At 62.0% G+C, this 26,801-nt stretch carries 24 protein-coding genes; 14 read left to right on the plus strand and 10 right to left on the minus strand.

Annotated features, from left to right (window positions below; all coding sequences use genetic code 11):
- Nucleotides 1–840: DEAD/DEAH box helicase (locus COLINT_RS08485; RefSeq protein ID WP_233418329.1), on the minus strand; the 840-nt coding region annotated here is incomplete at its 3' end.
- A 765-nt stretch (nt 841–1,605) separates the two neighbouring features.
- Here COLINT_RS08485 and COLINT_RS03365 point away from each other — a divergent pair.
- From COLINT_RS03365 to pckA, 5 genes are all read left to right on the plus strand, one after another.
- Nucleotides 1,606–3,981 (plus strand): heavy metal translocating P-type ATPase, encoded by a 2,376-nt coding sequence (locus tag COLINT_RS03365; RefSeq protein ID WP_006722948.1) that lies wholly within the window; start codon nt 1,606–1,608, stop codon nt 3,979–3,981.
- A 77-nt stretch (nt 3,982–4,058) separates the two neighbouring features.
- On the plus strand, nt 4,059–4,280 hold the full coding sequence (locus tag COLINT_RS03370; RefSeq protein WP_006722949.1) for a heavy-metal-associated domain-containing protein: 222 nt from the start codon (nt 4,059–4,061) through the stop codon (nt 4,278–4,280).
- Nucleotides 4,281–4,289: 9 nt separating this feature from the next.
- Nucleotides 4,290–4,559: a metal-sensing transcriptional repressor gene (locus COLINT_RS03375; protein WP_233418330.1), complete on the plus strand. Its 270-nt coding sequence runs from the start codon at nt 4,290–4,292 to the stop codon at nt 4,557–4,559.
- A 94-nt stretch (nt 4,560–4,653) separates the two neighbouring features.
- Nucleotides 4,654–5,139, plus strand: coding sequence for a hypothetical protein (locus COLINT_RS03380; RefSeq protein ID WP_006722951.1), 486 nt, complete (start codon nt 4,654–4,656; stop codon nt 5,137–5,139).
- A gap of 303 nt (nt 5,140–5,442) precedes the next feature.
- Nucleotides 5,443–7,044, plus strand: coding sequence for a phosphoenolpyruvate carboxykinase (ATP) (pckA, locus tag COLINT_RS03385; protein ID WP_006722953.1), 1,602 nt, complete (start codon nt 5,443–5,445; stop codon nt 7,042–7,044).
- Nucleotides 7,045–7,334: 290 nt separating this feature from the next.
- Here pckA and COLINT_RS03390 read toward each other — a convergent pair whose 3' ends face one another.
- The gene (locus COLINT_RS03390; RefSeq protein ID WP_039910307.1) at nt 7,335–8,903 is read right to left on the minus strand and encodes an L-lactate permease; all 1,569 of its coding nucleotides are present in this window, start codon (nt 8,901–8,903) and stop codon (nt 7,335–7,337) included.
- Nucleotides 8,904–9,120: 217 nt separating this feature from the next.
- Here COLINT_RS03390 and COLINT_RS03395 point away from each other — a divergent pair, with 217 nt between their 5' ends.
- On the plus strand, nt 9,121–10,617 hold the full coding sequence (locus tag COLINT_RS03395; RefSeq protein WP_006722955.1) for a lipopolysaccharide biosynthesis protein: 1,497 nt from the start codon (nt 9,121–9,123) through the stop codon (nt 10,615–10,617).
- Nucleotides 10,618–10,652: 35 nt separating this feature from the next.
- Here the strand turns inward: COLINT_RS03395 and COLINT_RS03400 are convergent, their stop codons facing one another.
- Complete coding sequence (locus COLINT_RS03400; RefSeq protein ID WP_006722956.1) at nt 10,653–11,522, minus strand: metallophosphoesterase family protein; 870 nt, start codon at nt 11,520–11,522, stop codon at nt 10,653–10,655.
- A 185-nt stretch (nt 11,523–11,707) separates the two neighbouring features.
- Between COLINT_RS03400 and serC the strand changes: the two genes are divergently transcribed.
- Nucleotides 11,708–12,817 (plus strand): 3-phosphoserine/phosphohydroxythreonine transaminase, encoded by a 1,110-nt coding sequence (gene serC / locus COLINT_RS03405; RefSeq protein ID WP_006722957.1) that lies wholly within the window; start codon nt 11,708–11,710, stop codon nt 12,815–12,817.
- 195 nt (nt 12,818–13,012) lie between these two features.
- The gene (locus COLINT_RS03410) at nt 13,013–14,176 is read left to right on the plus strand and encodes a phosphoglycerate dehydrogenase (RefSeq protein ID WP_039910310.1); all 1,164 of its coding nucleotides are present in this window, start codon (nt 13,013–13,015) and stop codon (nt 14,174–14,176) included.
- A gap of 12 nt (nt 14,177–14,188) precedes the next feature.
- Here COLINT_RS03410 and COLINT_RS08130 read toward each other — a convergent pair whose 3' ends face one another.
- Nucleotides 14,189–14,914 carry a TetR/AcrR family transcriptional regulator gene (locus COLINT_RS08130; RefSeq protein WP_156780314.1) on the minus strand — a complete coding sequence of 242 codons (726 nt, stop codon included), beginning with the start codon at nt 14,912–14,914 and terminating at the stop codon, nt 14,189–14,191.
- Nucleotides 14,915–15,130: 216 nt separating this feature from the next.
- Here COLINT_RS08130 and COLINT_RS03420 point away from each other — a divergent pair, with 216 nt between their 5' ends.
- Nucleotides 15,131–16,570: a radical SAM protein gene (locus COLINT_RS03420; protein WP_006722960.1), complete on the plus strand. Its 1,440-nt coding sequence runs from the start codon at nt 15,131–15,133 to the stop codon at nt 16,568–16,570.
- A 253-nt stretch (nt 16,571–16,823) separates the two neighbouring features.
- Complete coding sequence (locus COLINT_RS03425) at nt 16,824–18,173, plus strand: DUF1015 domain-containing protein (RefSeq protein WP_006722962.1); 1,350 nt, start codon at nt 16,824–16,826, stop codon at nt 18,171–18,173.
- A gap of 474 nt (nt 18,174–18,647) precedes the next feature.
- Here the strand turns inward: COLINT_RS03425 and COLINT_RS03430 are convergent, their stop codons facing one another.
- The gene (locus COLINT_RS03430; protein WP_039910311.1) at nt 18,648–19,238 is read right to left on the minus strand and encodes a histidine phosphatase family protein; all 591 of its coding nucleotides are present in this window, start codon (nt 19,236–19,238) and stop codon (nt 18,648–18,650) included.
- Between the two features lie 179 nt (nt 19,239–19,417).
- Here COLINT_RS03430 and COLINT_RS03435 point away from each other — a divergent pair, with 179 nt between their 5' ends.
- Both COLINT_RS03435 and COLINT_RS03440 read left to right on the plus strand, forming a co-directional pair.
- The gene (locus COLINT_RS03435) at nt 19,418–20,026 is read left to right on the plus strand and encodes an HdeD family acid-resistance protein (RefSeq protein ID WP_006722966.1); all 609 of its coding nucleotides are present in this window, start codon (nt 19,418–19,420) and stop codon (nt 20,024–20,026) included.
- 177 nt (nt 20,027–20,203) lie between these two features.
- Entirely contained in the window at nt 20,204–20,971 is a 768-nt protein-coding gene (locus COLINT_RS03440; protein WP_006722967.1) for a MerR family transcriptional regulator, read from the plus strand.
- 98 nt (nt 20,972–21,069) lie between these two features.
- On the opposite strand, the gene COLINT_RS03445 is transcribed toward COLINT_RS03440, so the two are convergent.
- Nucleotides 21,070–21,846 carry a DUF1287 domain-containing protein gene (locus tag COLINT_RS03445; RefSeq protein ID WP_006722968.1) on the minus strand — a complete coding sequence of 259 codons (777 nt, stop codon included), beginning with the start codon at nt 21,844–21,846 and terminating at the stop codon, nt 21,070–21,072.
- Nucleotides 21,847–22,197: 351 nt separating this feature from the next.
- On the opposite strand from COLINT_RS03445, the gene COLINT_RS03450 reads away from it, so the two are divergent.
- The gene (locus COLINT_RS03450) at nt 22,198–22,683 is read left to right on the plus strand and encodes a hypothetical protein (RefSeq protein ID WP_039910312.1); all 486 of its coding nucleotides are present in this window, start codon (nt 22,198–22,200) and stop codon (nt 22,681–22,683) included.
- A 1,185-nt stretch (nt 22,684–23,868) separates the two neighbouring features.
- On the opposite strand, the gene COLINT_RS08490 is transcribed toward COLINT_RS03450, so the two are convergent.
- From COLINT_RS08490 to COLINT_RS08305, 3 genes are all read right to left on the minus strand, one after another.
- Nucleotides 23,869–24,618, minus strand: a complete 750-nt coding sequence (locus COLINT_RS08490) for a hypothetical protein (RefSeq protein ID WP_156780315.1) — start codon at nt 24,616–24,618, stop codon at nt 23,869–23,871.
- Nucleotides 24,563–24,766 (minus strand): flagellar basal body-associated FliL family protein, encoded by a 204-nt coding sequence (locus COLINT_RS08620; RefSeq protein ID WP_006722974.1) that lies wholly within the window; start codon nt 24,764–24,766, stop codon nt 24,563–24,565. Before COLINT_RS08620 ends, COLINT_RS08490 begins: the two co-directional genes overlap by 56 nt.
- A gap of 109 nt (nt 24,767–24,875) precedes the next feature.
- Nucleotides 24,876–25,016, minus strand: a complete 141-nt coding sequence (locus tag COLINT_RS08305) for a type I restriction-modification system subunit M N-terminal domain-containing protein (protein ID WP_006722975.1) — start codon at nt 25,014–25,016, stop codon at nt 24,876–24,878.
- A gap of 174 nt (nt 25,017–25,190) precedes the next feature.
- Here COLINT_RS08305 and COLINT_RS03460 point away from each other — a divergent pair, with 174 nt between their 5' ends.
- A complete protein-coding gene (locus COLINT_RS03460) occupies nt 25,191–25,733 on the plus strand; it encodes a YaiI/YqxD family protein (protein ID WP_050750564.1) in 543 nt (180 codons plus the stop codon).
- Between the two features lie 92 nt (nt 25,734–25,825).
- Here COLINT_RS03460 and COLINT_RS03465 read toward each other — a convergent pair.
- A partial coding sequence (locus tag COLINT_RS03465; RefSeq protein ID WP_006722977.1) for a putative manganese transporter occupies nt 25,826–26,801 on the minus strand: 976 nt, incomplete at its 5' end.

Raw genomic sequence — 26,801 nt, forward strand, 5'->3', positions numbered from 1 at the left:
GGCGCGGTGCTTGGTGCGGCAGAACACGATCACGCGATTGGATCCCTCGCGCTTGAGAACATCCGCGAGCAGCGCGTTCTTGGATTCGAGGGATACCGGGAGCACGTACTGCTCAACCGTGTCGGCCGTGGAGGTGACGGGCGCGATCTCGACACGGGCGGGATCGGTCACCAAGTCGGTGATGGAACCCACGGCCTGCTCATCCAAGGTCGCGGAGAACAGCAGGGTCTGACGGTCGTCGCGCGTATAGCTCACGATGCGGCGGACGGCGGGTAGAAAGCCCATGTCGAGCATGCGGTCGGCCTCGTCGAGGACAAGCACCTGCACCTGGTCGAGCGAGCAGGCGCCCTGGTCGATGAGGTCCTGCAGGCGACCGGGGGTGGCGATGAGGATGTCGCAGCCGCGCTTGAGTTTGTCGCGCTGCGGGTTGTAGCTCACGCCGCCCACCACGGTGACGCTCGTGTGCCCGGTTCGACGGGCAATCGCTCGACAGACCTCCTCGATCTGCTGGGCGAGCTCGCGCGTGGGCGTGACGACGAGCATGAGCGGGCCCTGGGCGGCAACGCGGCCGCGAGCGCGGGAGCGGGGCACGTGAGGCAGGTTGTTCATGGTGGGAAGCAGGAAGGCGGCCGTCTTGCCCGTGCCCGTCTGAGCGGCGGCGAGAACATCCTCCCCATCGAGGGCATGCGGAATCGAGGCGGCCTGAACCGGCGTCGGGGCGGTGTAGCCCATGTCGGCGACGGCGGAGAGAACCTCCTCGGAAAGGCCGAGGTCGGCGAAAGACGGGGCGGGAGCCCCGGAAGAAGTCGTATCGAATTCGGTGACGTTGGTGGAAGTCAAAATGGTCCATTTCCGCGCGGCAAGCGGCAGCAGCGGCACCCGACATGGGTGCGCTCGCCAAACCGTCCGCGCTGTGGGGTCGATATGCACAAGTGGTGCGCGGGCCGGTCCGCGCGGTGGAGCGTGTTCGCCAACGGCATTGACGCGAACACGTGGAGCAGATTCCACCGCTGGAAAGTATACGGGCTGCAGATGCGCAATTTGGGGACGGGTGCAAATTACACATCTCCCCAATGTGCAGAATGCGCTCGTCGCCAATTCTGGCTCCGATTAACACATCCGAGCGAATAATCGCCGAATAGCTTTAGAACTTCTCTACCAAGCCGCTCCCCGCGAACCAGTCGACGTGTCCACATCTCGAGCAAATCAGAACGGTGGCCCCTTTGCATGCCCAGTCAACGTTCAAAAGAGATGCCCCTCGCGAGTCGAGCAGCGCTGTTTTTGAAAAGAAATGGGTCCCGCCGCAATGAGGACATGTCACAGGGTCACCCGCCACCAGGAATCGATCGCCCGCCTCGTCCCCGTTGTAGGCCTTTGAAAACTCCGAAAAGAAGCCCATGTTCACGCTCCATTCTCTCGTCTGCCCATATATACCCCGCATTGGCATTCCGCCGCTGCAAAACCGCCTGGCAAAATGACAACGGCCGCTTGCCGCATGCGCGATTTGGCCGCATGTGCAATTTGCACCCGTCCCCAAACGCACATTCCAAATGCACATTCCAGGCATGGATACCCCTGGGGGGTGGGGTATACTGAGACTCGATAATGCTACGAAAGGAGCTGCACTTGGCTCATCAGACATTCGACGTACGCGGCATGACCTGCGCGGCGTGCCAGGCACATGTCGACCGCGCCGTGGGCAACCTCGAGGGCGTCTCGAACGTCGCCGTGAACCTGCTCGCCGGCTCCATGGCCGTCGACTACGACGAGGACGCCGTCGACGCCGATGCGATCTGCGCCGCCGTCGACCGCGCGGGCTACGCCGCCTCCCCCGTCGAGGTGGGCAGCAACGCAGGCACCGGTGCCTCCGCGGCCGCCCCGCGCCTGGAGTCCCCCACCAAAAAACTCGAGGCCCAGGCACGCGCCATGCGTGGGCGCCTCATCATATCCATCGCCTTCCTCATCCCGCTGTTCTACCTCGGCATGGGTCATATGCTCGGCTGGCCGCTTCCCGCGTTTTTCGGAGCGCCCGAGAACATCATGAACGTGGCGCTCACCGAGCTGCTCCTGCTCGCTCCCATCGTCTATGTGAACGACTCGTACTTCATCAACGGGTTCAAATCGCTCATCCACGGCGCGCCCACCATGGACGCCCTCATCGCCATCGGCTCGGCAGCCAGCATCGGCTGGTCGATCGTCGGCATCTATCGCATCGCGGCAGCCCTCACCGCGGGCGACCCGCATGCCGCGCATATGGTCGGCATGGACAACCTCTACCTCGAGAGCGCGGGCACCATCCTGGCGCTCGTCACCGTGGGCAAGTATATGGAGACGCGCAGCAAGTCCAAGACGGGCGGCGCCATCGAGCGTCTCATCGACCTCGCCCCCAAGACCGCAACGGTCGTCGGCGAGGACGGTATGCAAACCACTGTGAACGCCGATGACATCCAGCTCGGCCAGACCATCCTGGTGCGTCCGGGCGAGGCGATCCCCGTCGACGGCGTGGTACTGGAGGGCTCCTCGGCCGTGGACGAGAGCGCGCTGACCGGCGAGTCCATGCCGGTGGAGAAGCGCATCGGCGATACCGTGAGCGCCGCCACCGTCAACCGCACCGGCTCCTTTACCTTCCGCGCCACACGCGTGGGTGCCGACACCGACCTCGCGCGTATCATCCGCCTGGTCGAGGACGCCAACGCCACCAAGGCCCCCATCGCACGCCTGGCCGACAAGGTCGCCGGCGTGTTCGTGCCTGTCGTGCTCGCCATTGCCGCCGTCACCTTCGTCGTGTGGCTCATCGCCACGGGCGGCAACGTGAACGAAGCACTCACCTCGGCCGTCGCCGTCGTGGTCATCAGCTGCCCGTGCGCCCTAGGCCTCGCCACGCCCGTCGCGATCATGGTAGGAACCGGGCGCGGTGCCGAGATGGGCATCTTGTTCAAGAGCGCCGAGGCACTCGAGACGCTGCACGACGTTCGTGCCGTGGTCCTCGACAAGACGGGGACCATCACAGCGGGCAAACCGACCGTGACAGACGTCATGCCCGCCCGCCGCGCAGACGGTTCGCCCGTCATGAGCGAAAAGGCACTCATGAAGCTTGCCGCCGCCCTCGAGCGCACCAGCGAGCACCCACTCGCGGAGGCCATCATGGCACGGGCCGATGAGCTGGGAATCGTGGCCCGTACCGTCCAAGACTTCGCAGCCATTCCAGGTCGAGGCGTGACGGCACGCGAGGGTGCCAACGCAATCGCCGCCGGCAACGCCGCCCTCATGGACGAGCTTGGTGTGGTCGTCGATCGCGCCGCCCTGGACGAGCTCGCCCGCGCGGGCAAAACACCGCTTCTTTTCGCCAAGAACGGCGAGCTCGTGGGCATCATCGCAGTCGCCGACGACGTCAAGGCAACGAGCGCGGCGGCCATAGCCGCCCTCGGCAAGCTCGGCATCCGCACCATCATGCTCACGGGTGACAACGAAACCACCGCGCGCGCCATTGCCGCGAAAGTCGGCGTGAGCGAGGTCATCGCCGGCGTCATGCCCGCCGACAAGGAGCGCGTGGTGCGCGAGCTGCAGGGCGACGGCGACACGGTCGCCATGGTGGGAGACGGCATCAACGACTCCCCCGCCCTGGCACGCGCCGACGTGGGGCTGGCGATCGGCGCGGGCGCAGACGTGGCCAAAGAAGGCGCCGACGTGATCCTCATGAAGAGCGACCTCATGGACGTCCCGCGTGCGATCGAGCTCTCCCGCGCCGTCATCCGCAACATCAAGCAGGACCTGTTCTGGGCGCTGTTCTACAACGCCCTCGGCATCCCGCTCGCCGCCGGCGTGTTCTACCCGCTGCTCGGCTGGCAGCTCTCGCCCATGTTTGGCGCCTCGGCCATGAGCCTGTCGAGCCTGTGCGTGGTGGGCAACGCCCTGCGCCTGAGGACCTTCCAGCCCAGGCGCATCGACCAACCGTCTCAATTGGGGACAGGCACCGATTGAGACGTCGGAACGCCATCGTATGAAATGTCTCAATCGGTGCCTGTCCCCAATTGAGACGAAAAGAGAGAGGAACAACCATGAACTACATCATCAAGACCGAGGGCCTCATGTGCGGCCACTGCGACGCCACCGTCGAAACGGCGCTGCTCAACGTCGCGGGCGTGACCGACGCCGACGCCGACCACGAGACGCAGACCGTGACCGTCGAGTGCTCCGATGACGTCATGACCGAACAGCTCGCCGAGGCCGTGAACGGCGCGGGCGAGAAATTCCGCGCTCTGTCCGTGCAGGAAGCGTAACCGCCCATGATGGCCGACCGTGATAAGACCATGCGCCTGCTCAAGACCGCCCGCGGCCAGATCGAGGGCATCATGAAGATGGTCGAGGAGGACCGCTACTGCATCGACATCTCAACGCAACTCATGGCAACGCAATCCCTCATCGGACGCATCAACGCCGACGTCCTCAAGGCCCACATCGGAGGCTGCGTGCAGCAGGCACTCGCCCAGGGAACGCAGGTCGAGCGTGACGCCAAGCTCGCAGAAATCGAAGCCATCGTGGAGAAGCTGGCGAAATAGGGGTATCGTGGTAGCGCGGCGCCCGGATACGGGTACCGTGAGACCATGACATGGACGGCGTTCGCGCGGCGGGCGCAGACAGGGAAAGGCACCCATGAACGATTTCATGAAAGACCGTTACGGAGTCGATGAGCTCACCTGCGTGCTCGGCGGCGCAGGTATGCTGCTCGCCCTCATCGGCACCATCGCAAACCTCGACCCGCTGACGTGGATCGCGCTCGCGATCGTGCTGCTCGCACTCGCGCGCGCGTTCTCCAAGAACATCACCGTCCGCTGCAACGAGAACAACGCGTTCCGCTCCTTCTCCAAGCGCGTCCCCGTGCTGGGCAACCTCGTTGCACACCTCGGCCCCATCACCCCTGCCGGTCGCAACGCCTCCGGCGGCTCCGCTGCCTCCGCCGTTCCCAACATCGAGTACGAGCGCGCGAAGCGCACCGCCCAGAAGATGTGGAAGGAGCGCAAGACCTCGCGTTTCCTCAAGTGCCCCAACTGCGGGCAGATCTTGTCCGTGCCCAAGGGCAAGGGCAAGCTCCGCGTGACCTGCCCGCGCTGCCGGGCCAAGATGGAGACGAAGTCCTAGCCTCGCAAGCCGCAGCGGCACTTCGCCATCGTCATTCCCATGGACGCGCAACGGGCCGCAGGCCGCACCCAGGGCGCACAGACGGTTGAAAACCTACCGCCCGCCGAATGACGCGTGGCCCTTGCCGAATACCACGCATGAACCCCCTCGCAGATGCGGTACTAATACCTCGATGCAATGGTAAAACGTTTTTCGCGACGCACTTTGACATGCACGCGCATATCCAGGGCGGCACGACAGCCCTCCGCAGCGCTCAAGTGCATCGAGAAATCGATACCGAACCCCATCCTGAGGAGGATCACAATGGCTACTGATTCCGTCACCAAGGTTCTGGAGGGCTACGGCGTCCATGCCGGCGCAGACTCCATCCACCTCGACATGGTCCCCGCCGAGCTCGTCGAGGAGGCGCTCGCTCATCATGAGGGCAAGCTCGCGTCCAACGGCTCCCTCGTGGTCGAAACCGGCAAATACACCGGCCGCAGCCCCAAGGATCGCTTCGTGGTGGACACCCCCGACGTGCACGACACCATCGCCTGGGGCAACGTGAACGTTCCCATCTCCCAGGAAAGCTACGAGAAGGTCCGCGACGGCGTTGCGGCATACCTCGGCGAGCGCGACCTCTACGTCGTGCGCGGCCTCGCCGGCGCCGACCGCGCCCACGCCCGCAAGTTCATGGTCGCCTGCGAGCGTGCCAGCCAGGCCCTGTTCATCACGCAACTCCTCGTCCGCCCCACCGATGAGGAGCGCGCCGCCTACGGCGAACCCGATTTCACCATCCTCGCCGCCCCCGGCTACAAGTGCGACCCCACGATCGAGGGCCTGAACTCCGAGGCCGCCGTGCTCGTGAACTTCGCCGAGCGCGTCGTGGTCGTGGCCGGCACCGAGTACTCCGGCGAGATCAAGAAGTCCGTCTTCTCCGTCATGAACTACCTGCTCCCCGTCGAGGACAAGGTGCTGCCCATGCACTGCTCGGCCTCCATGGACCCCGAGTCCCGCGACACCGCCGTGTTCTTCGGCCTGTCCGGCACCGGCAAGACCACCCTCTCCGCCGACCCCAAGCGCCTGCTCATCGGTGACGACGAGCACGGCTGGGCCATGGGCGAGGGCATCTTCAACCTCGAGGGCGGCTGCTACGCAAAGTGCGACGGCCTCACCGAGGAGCGCGAGCCCGAGATCTTCCGCGCCGTGAAGTTCGGCGCCCTGTGCGAGAACGTGATCTTGAACGAGCACCGCGAGCCCGATTATGCGGACGTCTCCCTCACGCAGAACACGCGCGTCGGCTACCCCGTCGAGCACATCCCCAACAGCTGCCTCGAGGGCGCGGGCGGCGAGCCCACCGCGGTCATCTTCCTCACCTGCGACGCCTTCGGCGTGCTGCCCCCCATCTCCCGCCTGTCCGCAGACGCTGCCATGTACCACTTCGTGAGCGGCTTCACCTCCAAGGTCGCCGGCACCGAGCTGGGCATCAAGGAGCCCGTCCCCACCTTCTCGGCCCTGTTCGGCGAGCCGTTCATGCCGCTCGACCCCATGGTCTACGCCGACATGCTCGGTGAGCGCATCGCCTCCGGCAAGACCCGCGTCTACCTGGTGAACACCGGTTGGGTCGAGGGCTCCTACGGCGTTGGTCACCGCATTCCGCTCGACTACAACCGCATCAACGTCAACGCAGCGCTCGACGGCACGCTCGAGCAGGCCGAGTTCATTCACGACGACGTCTTCAACCTGGACATCCCCACCAGCTGCCCCGGTGTTCCCGATGAGGTCATGGTCCCGTGGAAGTGCTGGTCCAGCAAGGAGGAGTACGACGCCACAGCCAAGAAGCTCGCCGGCATGTTCCAGGAGAACTTCGAGAAGAAGTACGCCCACCTGCCCGAGAACGTGAAAAACGCCGGCCCGCGCGCCTAGTGCCCGCGTAAAACCAACGCAATGGAGCCCCGTGCATCCACCTGCACGGGGCTCCTTTTTCATACATCTATCCCCACCGCGGAAGGCCCCTGCGGGATTTCCCCTTCGCGCGTGGTTCCGCTGCGCTCCACAAAAACGCGCTGCGGGGAAACCCTCCGGCGCCTTCCGGCTGCGCTGCCGTAGCCCAGGCCCTGGAGCATATTCCTGCAGACCGTTTCTGTGAAGCGAAGCGGAACCACGGTCGAAGGGATTATGTGCAAGGGCCTGGGCGACTGGATGGCAGACGGGCGCTAGAGCACAGCACCACCCAGACCAAGTGCGGCCATCAGCACCACGAACACGACCGCGATGGGCAGCACGCGGGAAAGCAGCTTGCCCTCGGCCCCGGTGACCTGGACGGCGGCCATTCCGATGGCGAGCGACTGGGGCGAAATCATCTTGCCCGCGCCGACACCGAGGGAGTTCAAAGCCACGATCCAATACGGATCCATGCCCAGAGCCTCGGCGGCCTGCAGCTGCACCGATCCGAACAGCAGTCCCGAGCTCGTACCGGAGCCCGTGACGAACGCACCGACCGCGCCGATGACCGGAGCCATGAGCGGGAACAGTGAGCCGGTGACGGCGATGCAGAAGGAGGAGACAGCGCCGATCATCCCGGCGTAGCCCATGACCTTGGCGCATCCGAGGACGGCGAGCATCGTGATGACGGTGGGCATCATCTGCTTGACCGTGGCCACAAGAACCTCGCCCATCACGCGCGGCGTCGCGCCTTGGATGAGCCCGCCCACGAACGCGGCGATGAAGATCCACACGCCCGGCGTGTTCACCCACATGAACGTGACAGTCGAGGGGTCGGCGCCGCTAAAAATCGTGACGGAACTCGAGAACTGAGCGAGCCAGGCGTTGACCGCGGGCACGAGCTTGGACGTCAACAGCAGCAGCACGAAGATCAAGATGAAGCAGGACCAGGCACGCAGGGCGCGACGGGGCGTGACGCGCTCGGCAGCATCCACGTGCATCTCGAACTCGGGCGCGACCGTCTTTTGACGACGGGCAAGCATGGCGGTGACGAGCAGGGAGCACAGCGAACCGACCACGACCGTGAGCTCGGGGCCGACAAAGGCGGCGACCACCAGCGACGGCAGCGCATACGCGACGCCCGAAGCCAGAGCGATCATACCCGCACCGCGCAGACGGGCGGCCAGGCCAAGCTTTGCCGAGGCATCGTTCGCAGGCTCCGCCGCGATCATGACGATGATGAAAGGCACGATGACGAAGAAGGGGGCGATCTGCAGCATCTCGGTGAACGCGAGCTGAATGGGATCGAGACCCGTGAGGCCCGCGAGGGATACCGTGGGAACGCCGACGGAGCCGAAGCAGGTCGGGACGCCGTTGGCGACCAGGCAGACGAGAACGGCCTGCAGCGGCGGGAAGCCAAGGGCGGCGAGCATGCCGGCGGGAATGGCAACGGCGGTGCCAAAGCCGCTCATGCCCTCCATGAAACCACCGAAGCACCAGGCCACAAGCAGCGCGAGCACGCGACGGTCACGAGAAAGCGAGGTGATCATGGAGCCGATCACGTCCATGGCCCCCGTGCGCACGCACAGGTTGTATGTGAACACCGCAGCGATGATGACGAGGACGATAGGCCACAGTGCCATGACGAAACCCTCGATGCTCGCGGTAGCGACCTCGATGGCGGACATGCCCCACCAAGTGAGCGCCAATCCGCAAGCGATAACGAAGGACCCGATGGCGGCCTTCCACGCGGGAAGGTGCAGCGCGATGAGCGCAACGACCAACCAGATAATGGGCAACAATGCCAATACGAATGGAACAGCAAGGGCAGCGATTGACACGGCGACTCCTAACGATCTCCGATGTACTATGTCCGGTCTCACGGGCGGCGGTAATGCCGCGCGACGCTCACGGCGACTTCCCCCGTCACCGCTCACGCTGAAACATCGTACCATTCAGCAGGCTCGGCATTGACATTTTCAACCCCCGCATCCTGCTTGCAACCCAGCCCCGCCGCGATAAGCCCACCTCGCGCCGAGACGACCGATTGGAGGAACCGTGCCCCTGCACCCTCTCGACAACCTGCGCGACAAGGTCCGCTCGCTCCACGAGCGGCACGAACGCAAGCGCAGCGTGACGTTATTCGGAAACCCGCACGCGAGCGCGGTCGCGCAGGCGGGGAAAGCCGCCGACGGCCCCTCCAAACACGAGCCCGGCCCGATCGCGCGGCTGGTCGACGCATGGTGGACACGACTGATCGCCGCCGTTTACGACGGCGGCCTTGCCGTGCAGGAAGCCGAGTACGGCAGCGGGGAGACCGCACGCGATTACCTGTGGAACACCGTGGGCACCGGCGCATGGGGCATGGTCTTCCCGGTGCTGACCGTCGTGGCAACCCAGCTCACAGGCATCGAACAGGCGGGCATGTTCTCCATGGCGTTCGCCGCGGGAACCCTCTTGATGTTCCTCTCGAACTTCGGCGTGCGCACCTATCAGGTATCCGATATCGACGAGAAGTGCTCGTTCGCCTCATATCAGGCGCAACGCTGGCTCACCTCCCTGCTGGCGCTTGCGGCGGGCCTGTTGTACTGCACCGTTCGTGGATACGATGCCACCATGCTCATGCTCTCCATCGGCATCTACATCTACAAGATCGTCGACGGGCTCGCCGATGTGTACGAAGGACGGTTGCAACAGGCGGACAAGCTCTACCTCGCCGGCATCAGCCAGGCGCTCAGATCGGTCTCGGTCATCATCGCCTTCAGCGTACTGTTGTTCATCACGCGCAGCATCGCCCTGGCGGGCGCGGCCGCGGGCCTGGCGACCGTCGCCACCCTCATCCTGGTCACGATTCCGCTCGCCCTTCTGGAAACCGAAGCCTCGAGACGCATGAGCCCGTTGGAGATCGGCGGGCTGTTCCGTCACTGCCTCCCGCTCTTCTCGGCCCTCTTCATGTTCAACCTCATCGAGAGCGTGCCCAAGTTCGCCATGGAGGGCATGCTCCCCTACGACAGCCAGCTGTACTTCAACGCGCTGTTCTTCCCCGCCCAAGGCATCCTGCTCGCCGCCGGGTTCCTGTACAAACCGCAACTGCTGAGACTCGCCAACATCTGGTCGAACCCTCGCAGGCGCCGCAAATTCGATCTGATCGTCCTGGCGATGATCGCCGTCATCACGCTCATGACCGCCGGTACACTCGTGTTCATGGGCTGGTTGGGGATACCGATCATGAGCTTCATGTACGGCGTGGATTTTGAGGCGTATCGCGGAATCGCCTACCTGATGATCGTCGCGGGCGGCGTGAGCGCGGCGATCGATTTCCTCTACGCCATCATCACGGTGCTGCGCCGACAGAGTTCCGCCACCAAGCCCTACGCGATCACCTTCGCGTTCTCCCTGGTGGTCCCCACCGCGCTCATCTGGCTCATGGGCCTTACCGGCGCCGTGGCGGGATACCTCGCCTCTATGGTGCTGCTTCTCGTTCTGCTGTCGATCGAGTACCACCGCATCAGGCAGGACCTATCCGAGAAAAACCGCTCCCCGTTCCACGCATAGAGCCGTTCCGGCGCATGACGGCCTCGCAACGCGGCTTACTCGCCCTCCTCGATGTCGGCGAGCCACACGCGGCGATCTTCAAGGCGCATAATGCCCACGCGGCCACTGGGATGGCCCGCTGCGGCGGAGCAATCGATGCAGACGCGATCCGCGACGCCGCCAGTGTCACGCGAGCAGCCGACCTCAACCATCACACCGCGCAGGTCTTCGTCAACCCCCGACCCGCACATGAGCGAGGCGTAACGCGGCATCGAGATCGAAGGGGTGTGCCCCGCAACCACCACCGGCCCCAAGCCGCTCGTTCCCACCAGGCCCGTCGGCGTCGACCAAAACTCGCGCCTGATCCACAGCAGGTCGTTCACGTCCTGCTCGATCATGGCTGCGAGCAGATCGTCCGGGGTCGCCGCGGCATACCCTTCCGCCTCGCTGTAAGAGACACCGAGCGCATCCAGGGAGGCCCGAAGGCGCGGCGCGTCCACACCGGCATGGGCAAGCAGGTAGCTCCTGCGATCGCCCCGCGCCGCGGAGGGCCTGCGATCATCGACCTCCACCACCGCGAACGTGGGCAGGTTCACGAGCCAGTCCATAACGTCCACATAGCGATCGCGCGGCAATTGCTCGAGCTGCTCGTAGGTGGTGTAGCCGCCGTTCATGTGCCAGGTAAGCTTGTCGCGCTCGTCACCACTCTCGAGCGACTCGTAGAGCATCTCCTCATGGTTGCCCATGAGCACGCGCACATTCGGAAGCGCGCGGACTATGTCGATCACGCCCAACGGGTCGGGGCCGCGATCGACCATATCGCCGAGCACAAAGACGGTGTCGTCCGAACCGGGCTGCGCAAGCTCGAGGACGCGGTCGAAGGCGCGCGCATGCCCGTGGATGTCCGAGACGACGAAGATGGCCATCTGTACCCCTTAAAGGTCAACTTGAACGTTAGGGTTATTGTACCGCGCTTCGCACTCGAGGCCGCGCTCATCCAGTCGAAGGCACGTCGTGTAAACAAATGAACGCTTCGACCAATACCGACACAACAAGCACTTTATGATGCTAAAGTCTTGGCAATGGCACGACATCCGAGAGAGGCCCCACCATGGCACGCGTACACAACTTCTCAGCCGGCCCCGCCGCACTGCCCCAATGCGTCCTGCGCGAAGCGCAGGACGAGCTTTTCGACTACGCCGGGACCGGCATGTCCGTACTGGAGATGAGCCATCGATCCGAGGCGTATCGCGCCATCATCGAGGATGCGGAGGCCACCTTGCGCCGCCTGCTCGACATCCCGCCTTCCTACCGCGTGCTGTTCCTGCAAGGCGGTGCGACCCTGCAGTTTGCGGGCATCCCGTTGAACCTCATGCGCCGGGGACGAGCCGGATACGTGGTGAGCGGCAATTTCGCCAAACTCGCCTGGCGCGAAGGGTGCAAATACGGAGACGCCGAGGTGCTTGCGAGCAGCGAGGCCTCGAACTTCGACCGCATCCCCGAGCTCGGCGCGGTCGAGAATCGCGCGGCATCGGGTGACCTCGACTACGTTTACATCTGCCAGAACAACACCATCTTCGGAACGCGGTTCCACACCCTCCCCGACTGCGCGGACACGCCGCTCGTCGCCGACGTGTCAAGCTGCTTCCTATCCGGTCCGCTCGACATCGAGCGCTACGGTCTGCTGTTCGCCGGCGCGCAGAAAAACGCGGGGCCCGCGGGCGTGACCGTGGTGATCGTGCGTGAGGACCTCATCGCAAACGGGCCGGCTCGCGCCGACATATGCCCCACCTACCTGGATTTGCGCGTCCAAGCCGAAAAGGGCTCCATGTACAACACGCCCAACACCTTTGGCATCTACCTGTGCGGAAAGGTCTTCCGCTGGATCGAGCAGACCGACGGGCTCGTCGCCATGGCGCAGCGCAACCGAGCAAAGGCCGACTTGCTCTACCGCACCATCGACGATAGCGACCTCTTCCAGGGCACGGCAGATCCCAAAAGCCGCTCCATGAGCAACGTCACCTTCCGCACGTGCGACGCCGAGACGGACGAGGCCTTCATAGCCTATGCCCGGGAGCGCGGCATCGAAGGTATCAAGGGCCATCGCATGGCGGGCGGCTTGCGAGCAAGCATCTACAATGCCGTGACCATGGACTCCGTCGGCGCGTTGGCAACATGTATGCGCGAGTTCGAGGCCTCCCGAGGCGGCCGATCTATCTAGGGGCTCGACGCCCCATTCATTCTGCTTCGTCAGCACCATTTGTTATTTCTGCTACGGAACGCAAGGACGGCACCCATGAGGTCCGCCGCGAGTTTCCGCACGAGCCGAAGAGCCCAGTGGGCTCTTCGTGCGAGCAGGACTGTCTGAGCGCCGGACCCCATGGGTGCCGGTCGCCGGGATACGGAGGAACTCACCATGCGATATATCAAGACCATCGATGACATCACCAAAGACGGACAGGTCGACTTCGGAGCGGGGTACGAGCTGGTCGAACGTACCGAGGACGCGGACGCCATCCTCATGCGATCCACCGACCTGCACGGCTACGAACTTCCGGCGGGCATCCGCGCCATCGGACGCTGCGGCGCGGGCGTGAACAACATCCCCATCGAGGAGTACGCGCGACGGGGCGTCGTGGTGTTCAACTCCCCAGGCGCCAACGCCAACGCCGTGAAGGAGATCGTCATCGCTATGATGATCATGTCGAGCCGCGGGATCGTCCAAGCCATGCAATGGGTGCGCGATAACGCCGACGACCCCGACATCCTCGTGGATGCCGAGAAGGCCAAGAAGGCGTTCGTGGGGCGCGAGATCCGAGGCAAACGTGTGGGCGTGGTGGGCCTCGGCAACGTGGGGTCCCGCGTGGCAAACGCCTGCGTGGAGCTCGGCATGGACGTCTTTGGCTACGACCCGTTCATCTCAGTCGAGAACGCCTGGTCACTCAATCGCGAGGTCCAGCGCGTGGGCACGCTCGAGGACCTCTGCCGCGGATGCGACTACCTCACCTTGCACGTGCCTGCAAAGGCAGATACCGTCGGGATGATCTCGACCGACCAGCTCGAGTTGCTCGCACCCGGTGCGGTGCTCGTCAATTTCGCACGCGAATCCATCATCGACGAGGACGCGGTCGACGCCGCACTGCGCGCCGGCAAGCTTTCCTGGTTCGCCTGCGATTTCGCCACGCCCAAGACGGTTCGCATGCCGCGGACCTTCATCACCACGCACTCGGGCGCAGGCACCAAGGAGGCCGAGGCGAACTGCGCGGACATGGCCATCTCCGAGCTCAAGGACTATCTCGAGAACGGCAACATCGCCCATTCGGTCAACTACCCGACCTGCTCCATGGGCAAGGCCCGGGCCGCGAGCCGCATCGGATGCCTGCACGCAAACGTGCCCAACATGATCGGCCAGATCACCGCAGTCCTCGCAAAAGACAACGCCAATGTGCAACGCATGGTCAACGAGAGCGCCGGCGAAAATGCCTACACGATGTTCGACACCGACGAGCACCTCGACGAGGCCACCATCGCAGCACTGAGAACGATTCCGTCCATGTATCGCGTGCGCGTCATCAAATAAAGCGCAGAGCGCCTACGCCCCGAGCTCTTCCACCGCGCGCGGAGCGCCCGGGGCGAGGCCGCTTTCGGCGGGCTCGAACCCCTCAAGCGAGGAAAGGCCGCGGGCAACCAGGGCGCTCGCCGCGCTCGAGACGTTCTCGATGGGGGTATCGCCGCCCATCATGATCCATTGCCGGTACGCCGACAAAATCCCGCCGAACACGAACGAGAGGTAATAGTCGAGCTGATCGGAGCGCACGCTCGCCGGGATCATGCAGTAACGCTCAAGTTCCTCATACATGGACTGCTTGATGCAGGTGAACATCAGGTCGAAGGGAACGCACTCGAACACGCGCCGCTTGAGCGAGATATTCTCCATGATGGCCCTGTTCACCATCTCGAAAAACACCTGGATGCGAACGGCAAAGCCGCCTTGCTCGCTTTCCCCCGTGCATGCCAGCAACCCGTGCGTGTTCTCCACGATATCGTCGATATGGCTATCAAGCACATAAGCGAGCAGGCCGTCGATCGACCCGAAGTGCTTGTAAAAGGTCTTGCGGTCCACATCGGCCTTACGCGCGATGTCGGTGACCGTGATGTCCTCATAGGCCTTCTCCGCCAACAGGTCCTCGAACGCCGCGACCATAGCCGCACGCGAGCGGAGCACGCGACGGTCGATGCGCTCGCACTGGGACGCAGACGGCGCGGACGCCTTTGAGGCCCCTCGCTCCTCGACCATCCTCAAACGGCACCCATCCATACCCTTTACTCCTCCACAGCTCGTATCCTTTGAGGCAAAACCCACATCTATCTGCACTTCGTTGAATAGACACAGTTGCTTATTCCACATTTGTAGAATATACCACAGCTGTTACTATTCACGGCAAGGCGACGCGGCGAGTCGTTCCTCCGTCTTCGCGACTCGAACTGTAGGCATGCCCCGCGTCGCCTCCAGTGCGTCGAAAGAAGGAACAGCATGGCACTCACACAAGTGGCGGAACGAGCGGCCCTCAACAAAATCATCGACTATCTCGACGAGGACCCCGAGAAGAACATCGACACCATCATGACGCTCGTGGACAAATTCGTCCCCGAGTATGTGCTCCCCTCGCAACGCCGAGCCTTCGACGCCGCGATCCGCGAACGCAATAACTGGTACCGACTCATGATGCGAATCTTCGACCTCAACCCCGAAGTACGCACCAAGCTGCTCAAGACGCTCATTGTGGACTGCAGCGTCCTGGCATGGCCCCAGCAGGAAAGGATGCGCGAAAAACATCAGTGCAACATCCCGTATGCGATCCTGCTCGACCCCACGAGCGCCTGCAACCTGCGTTGCACGGGCTGCTGGGCGGCTGAATACGGACACGCGCTCAACCTTTCCTTCGAGGACATCGACTCCATCATCTGCCAAGGCAAGGAGCTCGGCTGCCATATCTACATCTACACCGGCGGCGAGCCGCTCGTGCGCAAAGACGACCTCATCCGCCTGTGCGAAAAGCACCAGGATTGCGCCTTTCTGTGCTTCACCAACGCGACGCTCATCGACGAGGCGTTCTGCCAGGAAATGATCCGCGTGGGCAACTTTGTTCCCGCCATCTCCGCCGAGGGTGACGAGGGCACGACCGACGCTCGCCGCGGCAAGGGCACGTACGCCAAGATCGAGCGCGCCATGAACCTGCTTCGCGAAAACGGCCTGCCGTTCGGCATCTCCTGCTGCTGGACGCGCGAGAACGCCGACGCCGTGGCAACCGAGGCGAACATGGATTGGATGATCGAGAAGGGCGCGCTGTTCTGCTGGTACTTCCACTACATGCCCGTGGGAGCCTCCTCGCCCGCCTCGCTCATGCCCACTCCCGAGCAGCGCGAGCGCATGTACCACTTCGTGCGTGACATGCGCTCCAAGAAGGAGCTGTTCACCATGGACTTCCAAAACGATGGCGAGTTCGTGGGAGGCTGCATCGCCGGCGGCCGCCGCTACCTGCACATCAACGCCGCGGGTGACGTCGAGCCCTGCGTGTTCATCCACTACAGCAACGTCAACATCCACGACGTCACGCTGCTCGAGGCCCTTAAATCGCCGTTGTTCATGAAATACTACGAGAACCAGCCGTTCAACGACAATCACCTGCGGCCCTGCCCCATGCTCGAGAACCCCTACGAGCTCGGCCGGCTCGTCGCCGAATCCGGTGCGCACGGAACCGACCTGGTGGAGCCGGAGACCCCGGAGGACCTCCGCCGCAAGACCGTTGCCGGCGCGGCGGCGTGGGCGCCCGTGGCCGAGAAGATCTGGAACGACGAGAACGATCCCATGTACACCAAGCGTCTCGAGGGCATGCAACAGGGTATGGCGGAAACCGACCTCGAGAAATTTGAGCGCCTGGGGCACTTCGGCGATTGCCAGAACGAGAAATAGCGCAGGCCGCACTCGGGAAGCGCGGGCCGCGGCAGACTACACGCAGACCGTGCCCAGCTACGCTCGCGATGGTGCACCCGGGACAAAACGGGTAGGAATTCGCACGCGGCGAGACCGGCTTTTCGGCACCACGCGGCGACGCTCGCGAAAGCGGGGCTCGAGTTTACGCCCGAGCCCCGCTTTTTTCATCCATCGTGGCGCAGGCGGGGTACGATAACGCCATATGTGATCGACCCGCGCGAGAGGACCGTCCATGAGAGCGCTTCCCTTCCCTTGCATTCGCCCTGTCCCCGAGCACGCCGCCGAGGTGGCAGCTCTTCCCTATGACGTCTTTGACCGCGGCGAGGCGGCCGAGTACGTCGAGGACAGGCCACTCTCCTTCTTGAACATCGACCGACCCGAGACGCAGTTTCCCGCTGATCAGGACATGTACGCACCAGAGGTATACGCGCGTGGAGCGGAGCTGCTGCACGAGCGCCTCGAGGACGGGACCTTCGTGGAGGACCGCAACCTGGCGTATTACATCTACCGCCTTGCCTGGGAGGGACACGTGCAGACCGGCATCGTCTGCGTGTGCGCCGTCGACGAATTCGAAAGTGGCGTCATCAAGCGCCATGAGCTTACGCGCGAAGATAAGGAACGCGACCGCATCGAGCACATCGAAGCGCTCGGTTGCCAGACGGGACCGATCTTCCTCACCTACCGCGACCAGCCCGTGCTCGATATGATCGTCGGCGCGGCCACGACCTCCACCCCGTTGTACGACTTCACCGATGATGAGGGCGTGCACCAGACCGTCTGGGAGGTCGTGCGCCACGATGCCGTCGATGCGCTGCGTGCCATGCTCGGCACGATTCCGTGCGCCTATATCGCCGACGGGCATCATCGGGCCGCAAGCGCCGTGAAGGTCGCACGCCGCATGCGCGAAGAAACGCGGGCGGCAGGCACCTACACCGGCAAGGAGCCGTTCAACTACGTCCTCTCCGTCCTGTTCCCCGCCAACCAGCTCACCATCCTGCCGTACAACCGCGTGGTTTCCGACCGCAACGGACTCGACACGTACGAGCTGCTCGAGGTGCTGAGCGGCGCAGGATTCGGCATCGTGGAGGCGGAGGGGCCGGTGGAACCGCGCGAACACGGCGTGTTCGGGATGTACACCGACGGCACCTGGTACGAGCTGCGGGCGGACGACCCCAACCCGAGGGTCTATGCCGCGGAGAATGCCAGCGGCGGCATCAACGCCGAGACGGGATCGGCCGAGGATGACGAGCGCCACAGCGGTGAATCGAGTCAAGATGACGAAGTGGCCTCCAACCCAGCAAACTCACTTGATTGCTCAATCCTGCAGAACTGTATCTTGTCTCCTATTTTTGGAATCAAGGACCCCCGCACCGATCCGCGCATCTCCTTCGTCGGCGGCATCCGCGGAACCGAGGAGCTTGAGTGCAAAGCGGGCGCCGAGGGCGTTGCGTTCACGATGTGCGCGACGAGCATCGACCAGTTGCTCGCCGTAGCCGACGCCGGCGAGGTTATGCCGCCCAAATCCACGTGGTTCGAGCCCAAGCTGCGCAGTGGCCTGTTCATCCATCGCATCGCGAAATAGCAATCGTTTCGCAAGGCGCTCACCTGGCAAAACCGGTGATTCGCATGGCCTCCCTTCTTCAAAAGGAAGGCCATTTTCATGTAAAACCGAGCATTTGGTCAAAATACCCTGATTGTGCGCTCAAATCCTTCCGGTTTCTGCCTTGCATATTTTCCCGCCTTCACCAATCCTGCGGTTTTGCCGCAAGCCTCCAGCCCGGCAGGACAGAGCCGCTCACACGTAAAGATTCGTCTTAGGCAATCCTGGGGTTTTGTCGCCCGCGACAAAACCCTTCAGCGCACAATCAGGGTATTTTGACCACACTTCGAAAAACATACGATGCGCGTCGCCTCAGATGCAAAAACTTATGCATGATGCAAAGCAAATAGACGCGAATTATACATTTCGTCTAAACCCTGAATCCAGCTGGGCGAGCGGTATGCCGGCCACAACCCAATCAACAACAAGCTTCGAAGCACACCGGGAGTGAAATTCCTACTCCCCGAGCAAATCCCGCAACTCATTCTGCTCGAGGATCTCGACCAGCTCGAACGCGCCCTTGTCGAATGTGAAATGCATAACACTGCAGTTGCCCGGCACCTTACCGCAGCCAAAACCGCCATCGGGCACCCACTTGGTCAGAAACTCACGGCACGCCGACCCGTGACTCACCACCAAAACGCTCTCATGCCCAGGTTGTTCCATAATCCGTGCCAGGGCATCGCTCACGCGGGTACGGACGGCCAGCTGCCCCTCCCCACCAAACGGAACGTAGAAGTCGCCCCAGGGAAACGGTGGCATAAGGTCGACCCGCTCGCCCTCGAAGGCCCCGAAGCCCCATTCGCGCAGGTCTTCCACGCGCTCGTAAGGCATATCCACAATGCGCTCAATCGTCTGCTGGGTGCGCGTCAGCGTTGAGGTGTACGCATGGTCGAACGCGATCCCCTCGCGCGCAAAGTACCGCCCGATGCGCTCCGCCTGCTCCTCGCCCTCCGACGTGAGCGGGGCGTCGCACCAGCCCTGGATAACGCGCTTTTCGTTGAACATGGTCTGGCCGTGTCGAACCAGATACAAATCACCGCTCATCGAAGCCCCCACTCGATGCAACATCATGTTTACGGATGTCGCATTTGCTCATATCAATGTGTTCCGATTGTATCAATCGATGAGCTGACAGCGCTCGCAGGGTCCAAAGGTATCCCTTTCCTTTCGCATGGGTAGGATTACATATGTACGTTATCTAACTTCTGTCGATTGGAGTGGCCATGAGAGAATTCATCGACGACGAGGGCGAACGGCACATCGACCCCTTCTGCTTTGACGAGTTTGGGATGATCGACCGTGGTGTCAAGGCGGTCAGGTTCCTATACGGCGTAACCGGAGTAGTCGGACTCATCGGCGGCGCCGCCCTGCTCATCTGGCCCGTGAAGACACTCGTGGTGCTCGCTGTCATCCTCGGAGCATACTTCATTATCGCAAGCGTCGTGCGCATCGGTGTGGCCGTGGGCACGCCCTTCATGCCTGCGGGCTGGCGCGCGCTCAACATCCTCTCCAGCCTCTTGCTGCTCTTCTGCGGCATCATCATGCTGAAGAACCAGACCGCATCCGCTGCGGCCCTCGCGACGCTCGCAGCCATCGCAATCGGATTCGGCTGGATTATCGAGGGCGTGGTGACCCTCGTCGAGACGGGCATGGTGCACAACCGCGGTCTCTCCATTCTCTCCGGCGTATTGTCGATTGTCGCGGGCATCACCGTGTTCATGTTCCCGCTCGAATCGGTCGACCTGATGATTGTCTTCTCTGGCATCGCGCTCGCGGTGCTGGGCGGCGTGCTGCTCGTCCGTGCGTTCACCTTTGGAAAGATCTCACGCTAGCGGCGTTCGCGACGCGCACCGTTTGTGCATCGTCCGCAACCCAACACCGATACTCGCCGCCCGGGCCCCCGCAAAAGGCCTGGGCGGTTTTGTCTATCTGAACCCACAAAAACGACCCCTTGACCTTCACGCTACGTAAAGGTTTATCCTACGGGCGAAACGGAACGGGAGGGGCATGTGAGCGCGAACAAGGCCTATGGCATCGGAGAAGTCTCCGACATCGTGGGGGTCTCAACCCGAACGCTCAGATATTACGAAGAGACGGGACTGCTCGTACCCGCGCGAACAACCAACGGATATCGCCGCTACAGCCCTGCGGACCTCGACCGCTTGCAGGAAATCTTGCTCTTGCGCCACATGGGGATGAGCGTGGCGGAGATTCCAAGCGCCCTGAGCGCAACGGAAGAGGAGCGCCGGCGAACGCTCGCGCGTCACCTTGGAACGCTCAGGGCCGAACGAGAGCGACTCGATACCCTCATCCGCACCGTCGAACGCACAATCGAGCACATCGAGAAGGGAGTCCCCATGGACGATAAGGCGAAGTTCGAGGGCATGAAGCGCGAGCTCGTGGAACAAAACGAGCGCGAGCACGGTACCGAGGTGCGCGAGCGGTGGGGCGACACCGCCGCGGACGAGGCAAACCGCAAGATGCTCAACCTGAGCGAGAGCGAGTTCGAGCGCTTCCAGGAGCTGGGGCGTACGATCAACGAATCGCTCGAAGCGGCCGTAAACGCGAATGCCGACCCCACAGGCGACGAGGGAGAACGCATCTATCGCCTCCATCGGGAGTGGCTCGAATTCACCTGGAACTTCTACACGCCCGAAGCGCACAGGGGTCTCGCGGAGATGTACGTCGCAGATGAGCGTTTCACCGCCTATTACGATGGCAACGTCGCCGGCTGCGCCGCTTGGCTACGGAATGCGATAGCCGCGCACGCGCGATAGCGGGCCGAAATGACGCCGCGCGCGAGCGTCCCATCGATGCCGAAGAATATGAGGCCCTTGATTTTCATTGCGGCGCCACCTTTGAAGAGCTGCCCAAGTCAGGTAGCGGAATCATGCGAATCTGCGCCCTGTGACAGCAGCGCGAAGCATGTGGGATCCAGACGATAATGCCCGACGATGTGTCCATAGCTTTGCAGCTTGTCTTCCTCATAGCGCAACTGAAACGGCCCGGAATGATGAATGAGATACGGAACGCCGCGCTCATTGCGACGGTCGGAGACAATCCCGATGTGCCCCTCATACAAGACAATGTCCCCACCGCGCCATTCAGAAATGTTGCGCGCGTCGGACGTGAGGCGCTGCGCATGAGCATCGAAAAAGACCTTGAGATTGGGCGTGCGACGGAAATCGATCGCCGGATCCGGAATCTCGATCGCATAGGCCTCTGGACGCCGCGCAACGTCGGCCGCGACGAGTGCCTGAAGGTCGTAACCCGCCTCCCGGCACGCGATGGCAACCACATCGGTGCAGACGCCGTGTTCGTCATCGGGATAACCTGAAGGGTAATAGACGCTCTTGTAGTGCGGACGGGTCTGGATGTAGGCGAGGGCGGCGGCGAGGACATCATCGTTGTCGGGAATGCCGTCGGAGTCGAAATCAAAGCCGAACGCGGTTACGAAATCACCAGCGGCAGGGCCCTCCCCATCTCGCCCGCTCTCAGCAAGAATCGGCCCGTACTGATCGGCAAGACGGCGCGGCGACGTGATGCAAAGGCGACCCGTCGCGATGAGGGCAACACCGATGACGGCGAGCGCGCACCCGAACACCGTAAAACCGATGATGGCAATGCGATTCCCTTTTTGCCGAACGCTCATTTTTCCCCGTCTTTCTCGGCCTGGGCCCCGGCCCCCTCCGCTTGGCCTCTGTCCTTAGCCGCCGGCATCTGACCGTGTCCTGACGAATCGATATCATTATCGCAGGGAACGAGTCCCATCGCGAGGCATGAAGCGCCGTCGAAGGAGGTCCCAGATGGATGAATCGACGGGAATTTGGCTCGCCCTGAAGGAGGGTCCGTCGTCCAGGCGGCGGTAGAGCCCGATGTCGCACGGGGACCAATCGAACACGTATTCACGGCGAACATCCCGCCGCTGACGGATTTTCCACTACGACACGCACTCGCGAACTCTAAGATTAGCAAAACCCACCTCAAGCGTTGGGAGGACGCCATGGGATTGTTTGGTAAGCTCTTCAAGGGACCCGAGCCGGATATGGAAAAGAGCGCGGCAAACGCCGAGAAACTCCGGGCCCTGTTCAACCGGGCCGTCGACCAAGGTGACAGCTATCGCCTCATCGTCGGATACACTGAGGATGTCAGACGCTTCAACTACGGCTTTGTCCACGGCAGCAAGACCCAAATCGGCAACCTCATCGTTGGTTGGAACGAGGCGACCCGCACCATCGTTGCGGTTCCGACCGTCCCGGACCTTTCCGGATACGGAGACCCCACCTATTACCGTCGTGAAGAGATCCACAAGGCGTATCGGAACAAGTACCCGACCGATGCCTTCATCATCTATCCCGACCGGAAGGGCTACATAGGCATCAACGCCTACGAATGGCTTGAGGATGAGAGCCTGTACATCTACCTGTATCAGAAAGATGAGCTGGAGGCCTTCACGTCCTTCTTCCAGAACGAGTTCGCAACAAAATAGGCAAGCAACCCGAGGTGAGGTGCGATGCTGCGGGACATCGGGACATGGATTCTCATTTTGACTGCGGTCCTCATCTTTGAACGGCTCTGGTTCAACATGGTCGAATGGCTCCTGTCCAAGGTCAAGTCGCTGCTTGGCTTGAACAGGAGCCATCGGAATTGGCATACGTTTGAGGAAGAGACGGACGAGGAGCGGTAAGCGGAAACCCACGGTCGGCAGCGCCACTTGCCGCCGGCACGCAGAAGGCTGGGCGAAAAGCGGCTCAGTCGAACCAGCCGGATCGGGCGAAGTGAAAGGCGACCCCAATGGTCGAATGCGTGGGGGGCCTGATCAGATTCCTCTTTGAGAGTTATAGGACAATTAGCACCTTCCGATTGAACGGGCGTCTCCGTCGTCAATCGAGCCACCAGGGGAACGGACCCCCGTGGTGGGACTCCTCCCACACGGCCCTGTGGCCCCGCTCCGGGTCGCCGTCACCACGCTTCGACGAGACCGAGCAGGCCCTGTAGGGCAGGTCGATGTCGGCGTCGCGGCAAGTTTCTCGGCGGCAGTCCTGGCGGCACCCGAGTGCATGTGGCATCATCAGGACACCGCCTTCACCCTGCGCGCGCGATCTCCCGCAGCGGTTTCCGAGCATGTCCCGGAGGCGGGCATTCGGTTTCTCCGCCGCACCGTTTGTGCTCGACAGGGCACTGCCCCCGTTAGGGCGGGATCGATGTGGGCGAACAGCGTTCCCTCCGAAACGAGCCGCAATGGGAAGGGGGCAGCGCCCATCAGCTTATCGTTCGTGAACGTGCGCGAGCCAGATCCCATCCGCGTGGAGCACGCGTCGTTGCCGTCCTTACGAACCGTGGGGGACGTCCCGCTGGCGGAGCGGCGCCCCGCCAGCTGTCCACCGACGCCATCTCACTCCTCTCCATCTTCGACCCGCAGGGCGGGCATCTCGCGAACTATACGACGAACCCCCGCAGATATTTTATTAAGGCTTCAGCAACAGGGTGTCTACCTGCGGGAACGTCAGTCTCGGGGATACAGTTTTTGTCCGATTGCTTATAGCCAGCGGCGAGTTTAAAGTCACAAAAAGGGCCATCTACCTGCGTAGACGGCCCGGAACTGGAAAAGCTTTTGCCCTATATTCCTAAATGAATGGGCAGCTTTAATAGACATGCCCAGGCCTTTTAACAGTTAGAAAAATGCATAGGGGTCGCTATAGGTCCCATCACTATATTTATAAACCCTCTCAATGAAGTTACCATTTTCATCATAAAAATCCATCCATGAAATGACAACTTTACCGCCAGATGAAGGACCACCGAAATTAGAACCGCCGCCGCCACTATTAGAAGAACCAGAATAGTTATTACGACTATTATTTTGGCGATTAGCAGCAGCCGCCTGGCGCTCCTCTTCAGCCTTCTTCTGCTCCTGCTTTACAGCTTCAATACGGCCCTGATAACGTGCAACTTGCTCTTGGATAGTATTCTCTAAATTGGTTTTAGCTTTCTCATCAGCATCAAGAATATATTCGCGAGCATCTTCATTAGTGATTTCAGCATTTAACCCATTAAGGCTATTAATATGCTGCTCCAATTCTTCAACATTACTAGAAGAATTAACGTCAAAAGTCACATGCTCTTGAACTTTTGCATTCCAATTATCGATTTGCGCTTCTTTGCACTTTGTAATGACATTGTCATAGCAACCAATTACGGCACCCCAATTAGGAGAAGTGCCATCTGCGTACTTATACTTGTCATCTTTAAGTTCTTTTTCTAAATTCGATTTAGCCTCATATGCGTCATTAATAGTATTGAGCCTTGTTTCATAAGTTAAAGTGCTTTGATCAACATCAATTGACTTGGCAGCCTTTATAGAATCATTAAAAAATAACTTCAAGTTGCTGATTGTGCTGACTGCAATCTTGAGCATAGTCATAAGCGTAATATGCACCTCCGCTACCAATGGCTAATGCCAGACCCAACGCTGCAAAGACTGCAAAACGCTTTTTATTATTAGGAGATTGTACACAGTCGTCATTTTCCTCTTTATTATTTTCAGTATCATCGTTTATTTTTTCGGTCATTTTAATTCCCTTCCACCGTTAACCAACTGGGCTACCGGTCAGAACGACACTGCTCCAAAACCATTAAAGCAAGTCCCCATCCCTGCAGAGGGAACGGGCGTCCTGGCAGTTAGTGTTGTTGTATCTCGAGAGAGCGCATGAACATGAGGTACGTCAAGTTGCTGATAACGTCGAGCGGGTTGGTGATGCCGCCCTCCCACATCTTCTGCCAGATGGCGTCAACCTTATTTTTCGCTGCTCCGGTAATCACCTTGCCGGTCCTTCCATCAAGGGTATATCACTCAGCTAAGAGTACCGTCTGTCTTTCGGCAAATAAAGAGCGGGCACATTCCGTTGATAAGATATAAATGCTCGAACGATCGAGAACGGAGAAGGAAGCATGACGGCACATCAATCTGACGAGGCTCTTGCCGATACGCTCGAAATGAATAATGAAGACTGCACCTCATGCAGCTTCCCCACCCTCATCATCGACGCCGACGCGTGCCCGGTCACACGTGAGGCGCTCGCCTGCGCACGCTCGGCGCGCATCCCCGTGCTCATCGCCGGAAACTCCACGCAAAACCTCGCCCGCCGCATCCGCCGCGACGACCCGCGCGACGCCGAACACGCCCGCGGGCGCGACGCCACGCATCCCGGCTTTTGGGCCGAGACCCTCGATGTCTCATGCGGCGCCGACAGCGCGGACTTTGCCATCATCGAGCGCCTGGAGCCCAGCGACGTGGTGGTCACGCAGGACATCGGCCTTGCCAGCATGGTACTCGGCCGCGGAGCTGCCGCCATCGGCGTGCGCGGGCACATCTACAACAAGGCCACCATCGATATGCAGCTGTTCATCCGCCACGAGGAGAAGAAGGTCCGACGCGCGGGCGGACGCACGCAGGGGCCGGCCGCCTTCACCGACGACGACCGTGAACGCTTCCAGCGCAACCTCGCCCAGCTCCTGCGCGAGGCTCTCGACAGCTAACCGCACCCCCCCTTCACGCCCGCCTCAAACGCAAAGAGGCCTCGGTACCGCTCTGGCACCGAGGCCCCCTTACAAACGCACCAGACGGCGCCTTACATCCCAAGCGCTGCGAACACCAGACCCCAAACGCATGCAACCAAGAACAGCCCAACCACGATCACGGCGTTCTCACGCGGATGGCGGTTGGTGCGGAACAGCACCAGGTACCCCACGCCGGCAGACGTGAGCAGGCCGGCCATGAGCGGCGCGAAGCCCAGCACGCCCTCCAGGTAGAGCTGCGTGATGACCACGCTCGCCGAGCAGTTGGGCACCAGGCCCACCAGCGCCGAGGCGAACACCGCGAGTAGCTGGTTGCCCGAGAGGAACGCGGCCAAGGCATCCTCACCCACCGTTTCCAGAACGAGCACTAGCGCGAACGTCACCAGGAAAATGAAGAGACTCACCTGCACGGTGTGCGAGACGGCGCTCATCAAGATCGACCCGACGATTCCGAAGCGCCCGCCCGCGTGGCTGTGGCCGTGGCCGTGGCCGTGATCATGGTCGCAACCCGCCACGTGACCGTCGGCATCCTCATGACCGTGCTCATAGCCGCGCTCATGACCGTGCGCATGGCCGTGCTCGTCTCCATGCGCATGTACGTGATCATGCCCGCAACCGCAATGATCCTGTTCGCACAGACGGCAAATGTGCTCGGCAGTCTCCCCGCCCTCGGCCATCTGATCTACCACGTCGGCCTCCATGCCGTCGCGACGCACCGAGAACACCGTGCGACGCAAGAACGCGTGCACGCGGGCGTTTTTGCGCAGCGCGCGGATGGCGAGGTCGGCAAGCACGCCCGTGATGAGAGCGACCAGCACCTTCAGCCCCAGCACACGGAACAGCAACCCCGCGTCGACCCGCTCGGCCACCAACATGGGCAGCATCTCATCGGACGTGGAGAGAAACACCGCCACGAGCGTGCCGAGCGTCACCACGCGACCGGCGTAGAGCGTGGCCGCCATGGCCGAAAAGCCGCACTGCGGGACCACGCCCAGCAGCGCGCCGGCAACCGGTCCGGCAGCGCCCGCG

The organism is Collinsella intestinalis DSM 13280, from assembly GCF_000156175.1.
Lineage (GTDB): Bacteria > Actinomycetota > Coriobacteriia > Coriobacteriales > Coriobacteriaceae > Collinsella > Collinsella intestinalis.

What these genes read in the sequence shown, in the direction of transcription:
- COLINT_RS03365 (WP_006722948.1), top strand. Translation starts at nt 1,606, where the DNA reads ATGCTACGAAAGGAGCTGCACTTGGCTCATCAGACATTCGACGTACGC.
- COLINT_RS03370 (WP_006722949.1), top strand. Translation starts at nt 4,059, where the DNA reads ATGAACTACATCATCAAGACCGAGGGCCTCATGTGCGGCCACTGCGAC.
- COLINT_RS03375 (WP_233418330.1), top strand. Translation starts at nt 4,290, where the DNA reads ATGGCCGACCGTGATAAGACCATGCGCCTGCTCAAGACCGCCCGCGGC.
- COLINT_RS03380 (WP_006722951.1), top strand. Translation starts at nt 4,654, where the DNA reads ATGAACGATTTCATGAAAGACCGTTACGGAGTCGATGAGCTCACCTGC.
- pckA (WP_006722953.1), top strand. Translation starts at nt 5,443, where the DNA reads ATGGCTACTGATTCCGTCACCAAGGTTCTGGAGGGCTACGGCGTCCAT.
- COLINT_RS03400 (WP_006722956.1), bottom strand. Translation starts at nt 11,522, where the DNA reads ATGGCCATCTTCGTCGTCTCGGACATCCACGGGCATGCGCGCGCCTTC.
- serC (WP_006722957.1), top strand. Translation starts at nt 11,708, where the DNA reads ATGGCACGCGTACACAACTTCTCAGCCGGCCCCGCCGCACTGCCCCAA.
- COLINT_RS03410 (WP_039910310.1), top strand. Translation starts at nt 13,013, where the DNA reads ATGCGATATATCAAGACCATCGATGACATCACCAAAGACGGACAGGTC.
- COLINT_RS08130 (WP_156780314.1), bottom strand. Translation starts at nt 14,914, where the DNA reads ATGGATGGGTGCCGTTTGAGGATGGTCGAGGAGCGAGGGGCCTCAAAG.
- COLINT_RS03420 (WP_006722960.1), top strand. Translation starts at nt 15,131, where the DNA reads ATGGCACTCACACAAGTGGCGGAACGAGCGGCCCTCAACAAAATCATC.
- COLINT_RS03425 (WP_006722962.1), top strand. Translation starts at nt 16,824, where the DNA reads ATGAGAGCGCTTCCCTTCCCTTGCATTCGCCCTGTCCCCGAGCACGCC.
- COLINT_RS03430 (WP_039910311.1), bottom strand. Translation starts at nt 19,238, where the DNA reads ATGAGCGGTGATTTGTATCTGGTTCGACACGGCCAGACCATGTTCAAC.
- COLINT_RS03435 (WP_006722966.1), top strand. Translation starts at nt 19,418, where the DNA reads ATGAGAGAATTCATCGACGACGAGGGCGAACGGCACATCGACCCCTTC.
- COLINT_RS03445 (WP_006722968.1), bottom strand. Translation starts at nt 21,846, where the DNA reads ATGAGCGTTCGGCAAAAAGGGAATCGCATTGCCATCATCGGTTTTACG.
- COLINT_RS03450 (WP_039910312.1), top strand. Translation starts at nt 22,198, where the DNA reads ATGGGATTGTTTGGTAAGCTCTTCAAGGGACCCGAGCCGGATATGGAA.
- COLINT_RS08490 (WP_156780315.1), bottom strand. Translation starts at nt 24,618, where the DNA reads ATGACTATGCTCAAGATTGCAGTCAGCACAATCAGCAACTTGAAGTTA.
- COLINT_RS08620 (WP_006722974.1), bottom strand. Translation starts at nt 24,766, where the DNA reads ATGACCGAAAAAATAAACGATGATACTGAAAATAATAAAGAGGAAAAT.
- COLINT_RS03460 (WP_050750564.1), top strand. Translation starts at nt 25,191, where the DNA reads ATGAATAATGAAGACTGCACCTCATGCAGCTTCCCCACCCTCATCATC.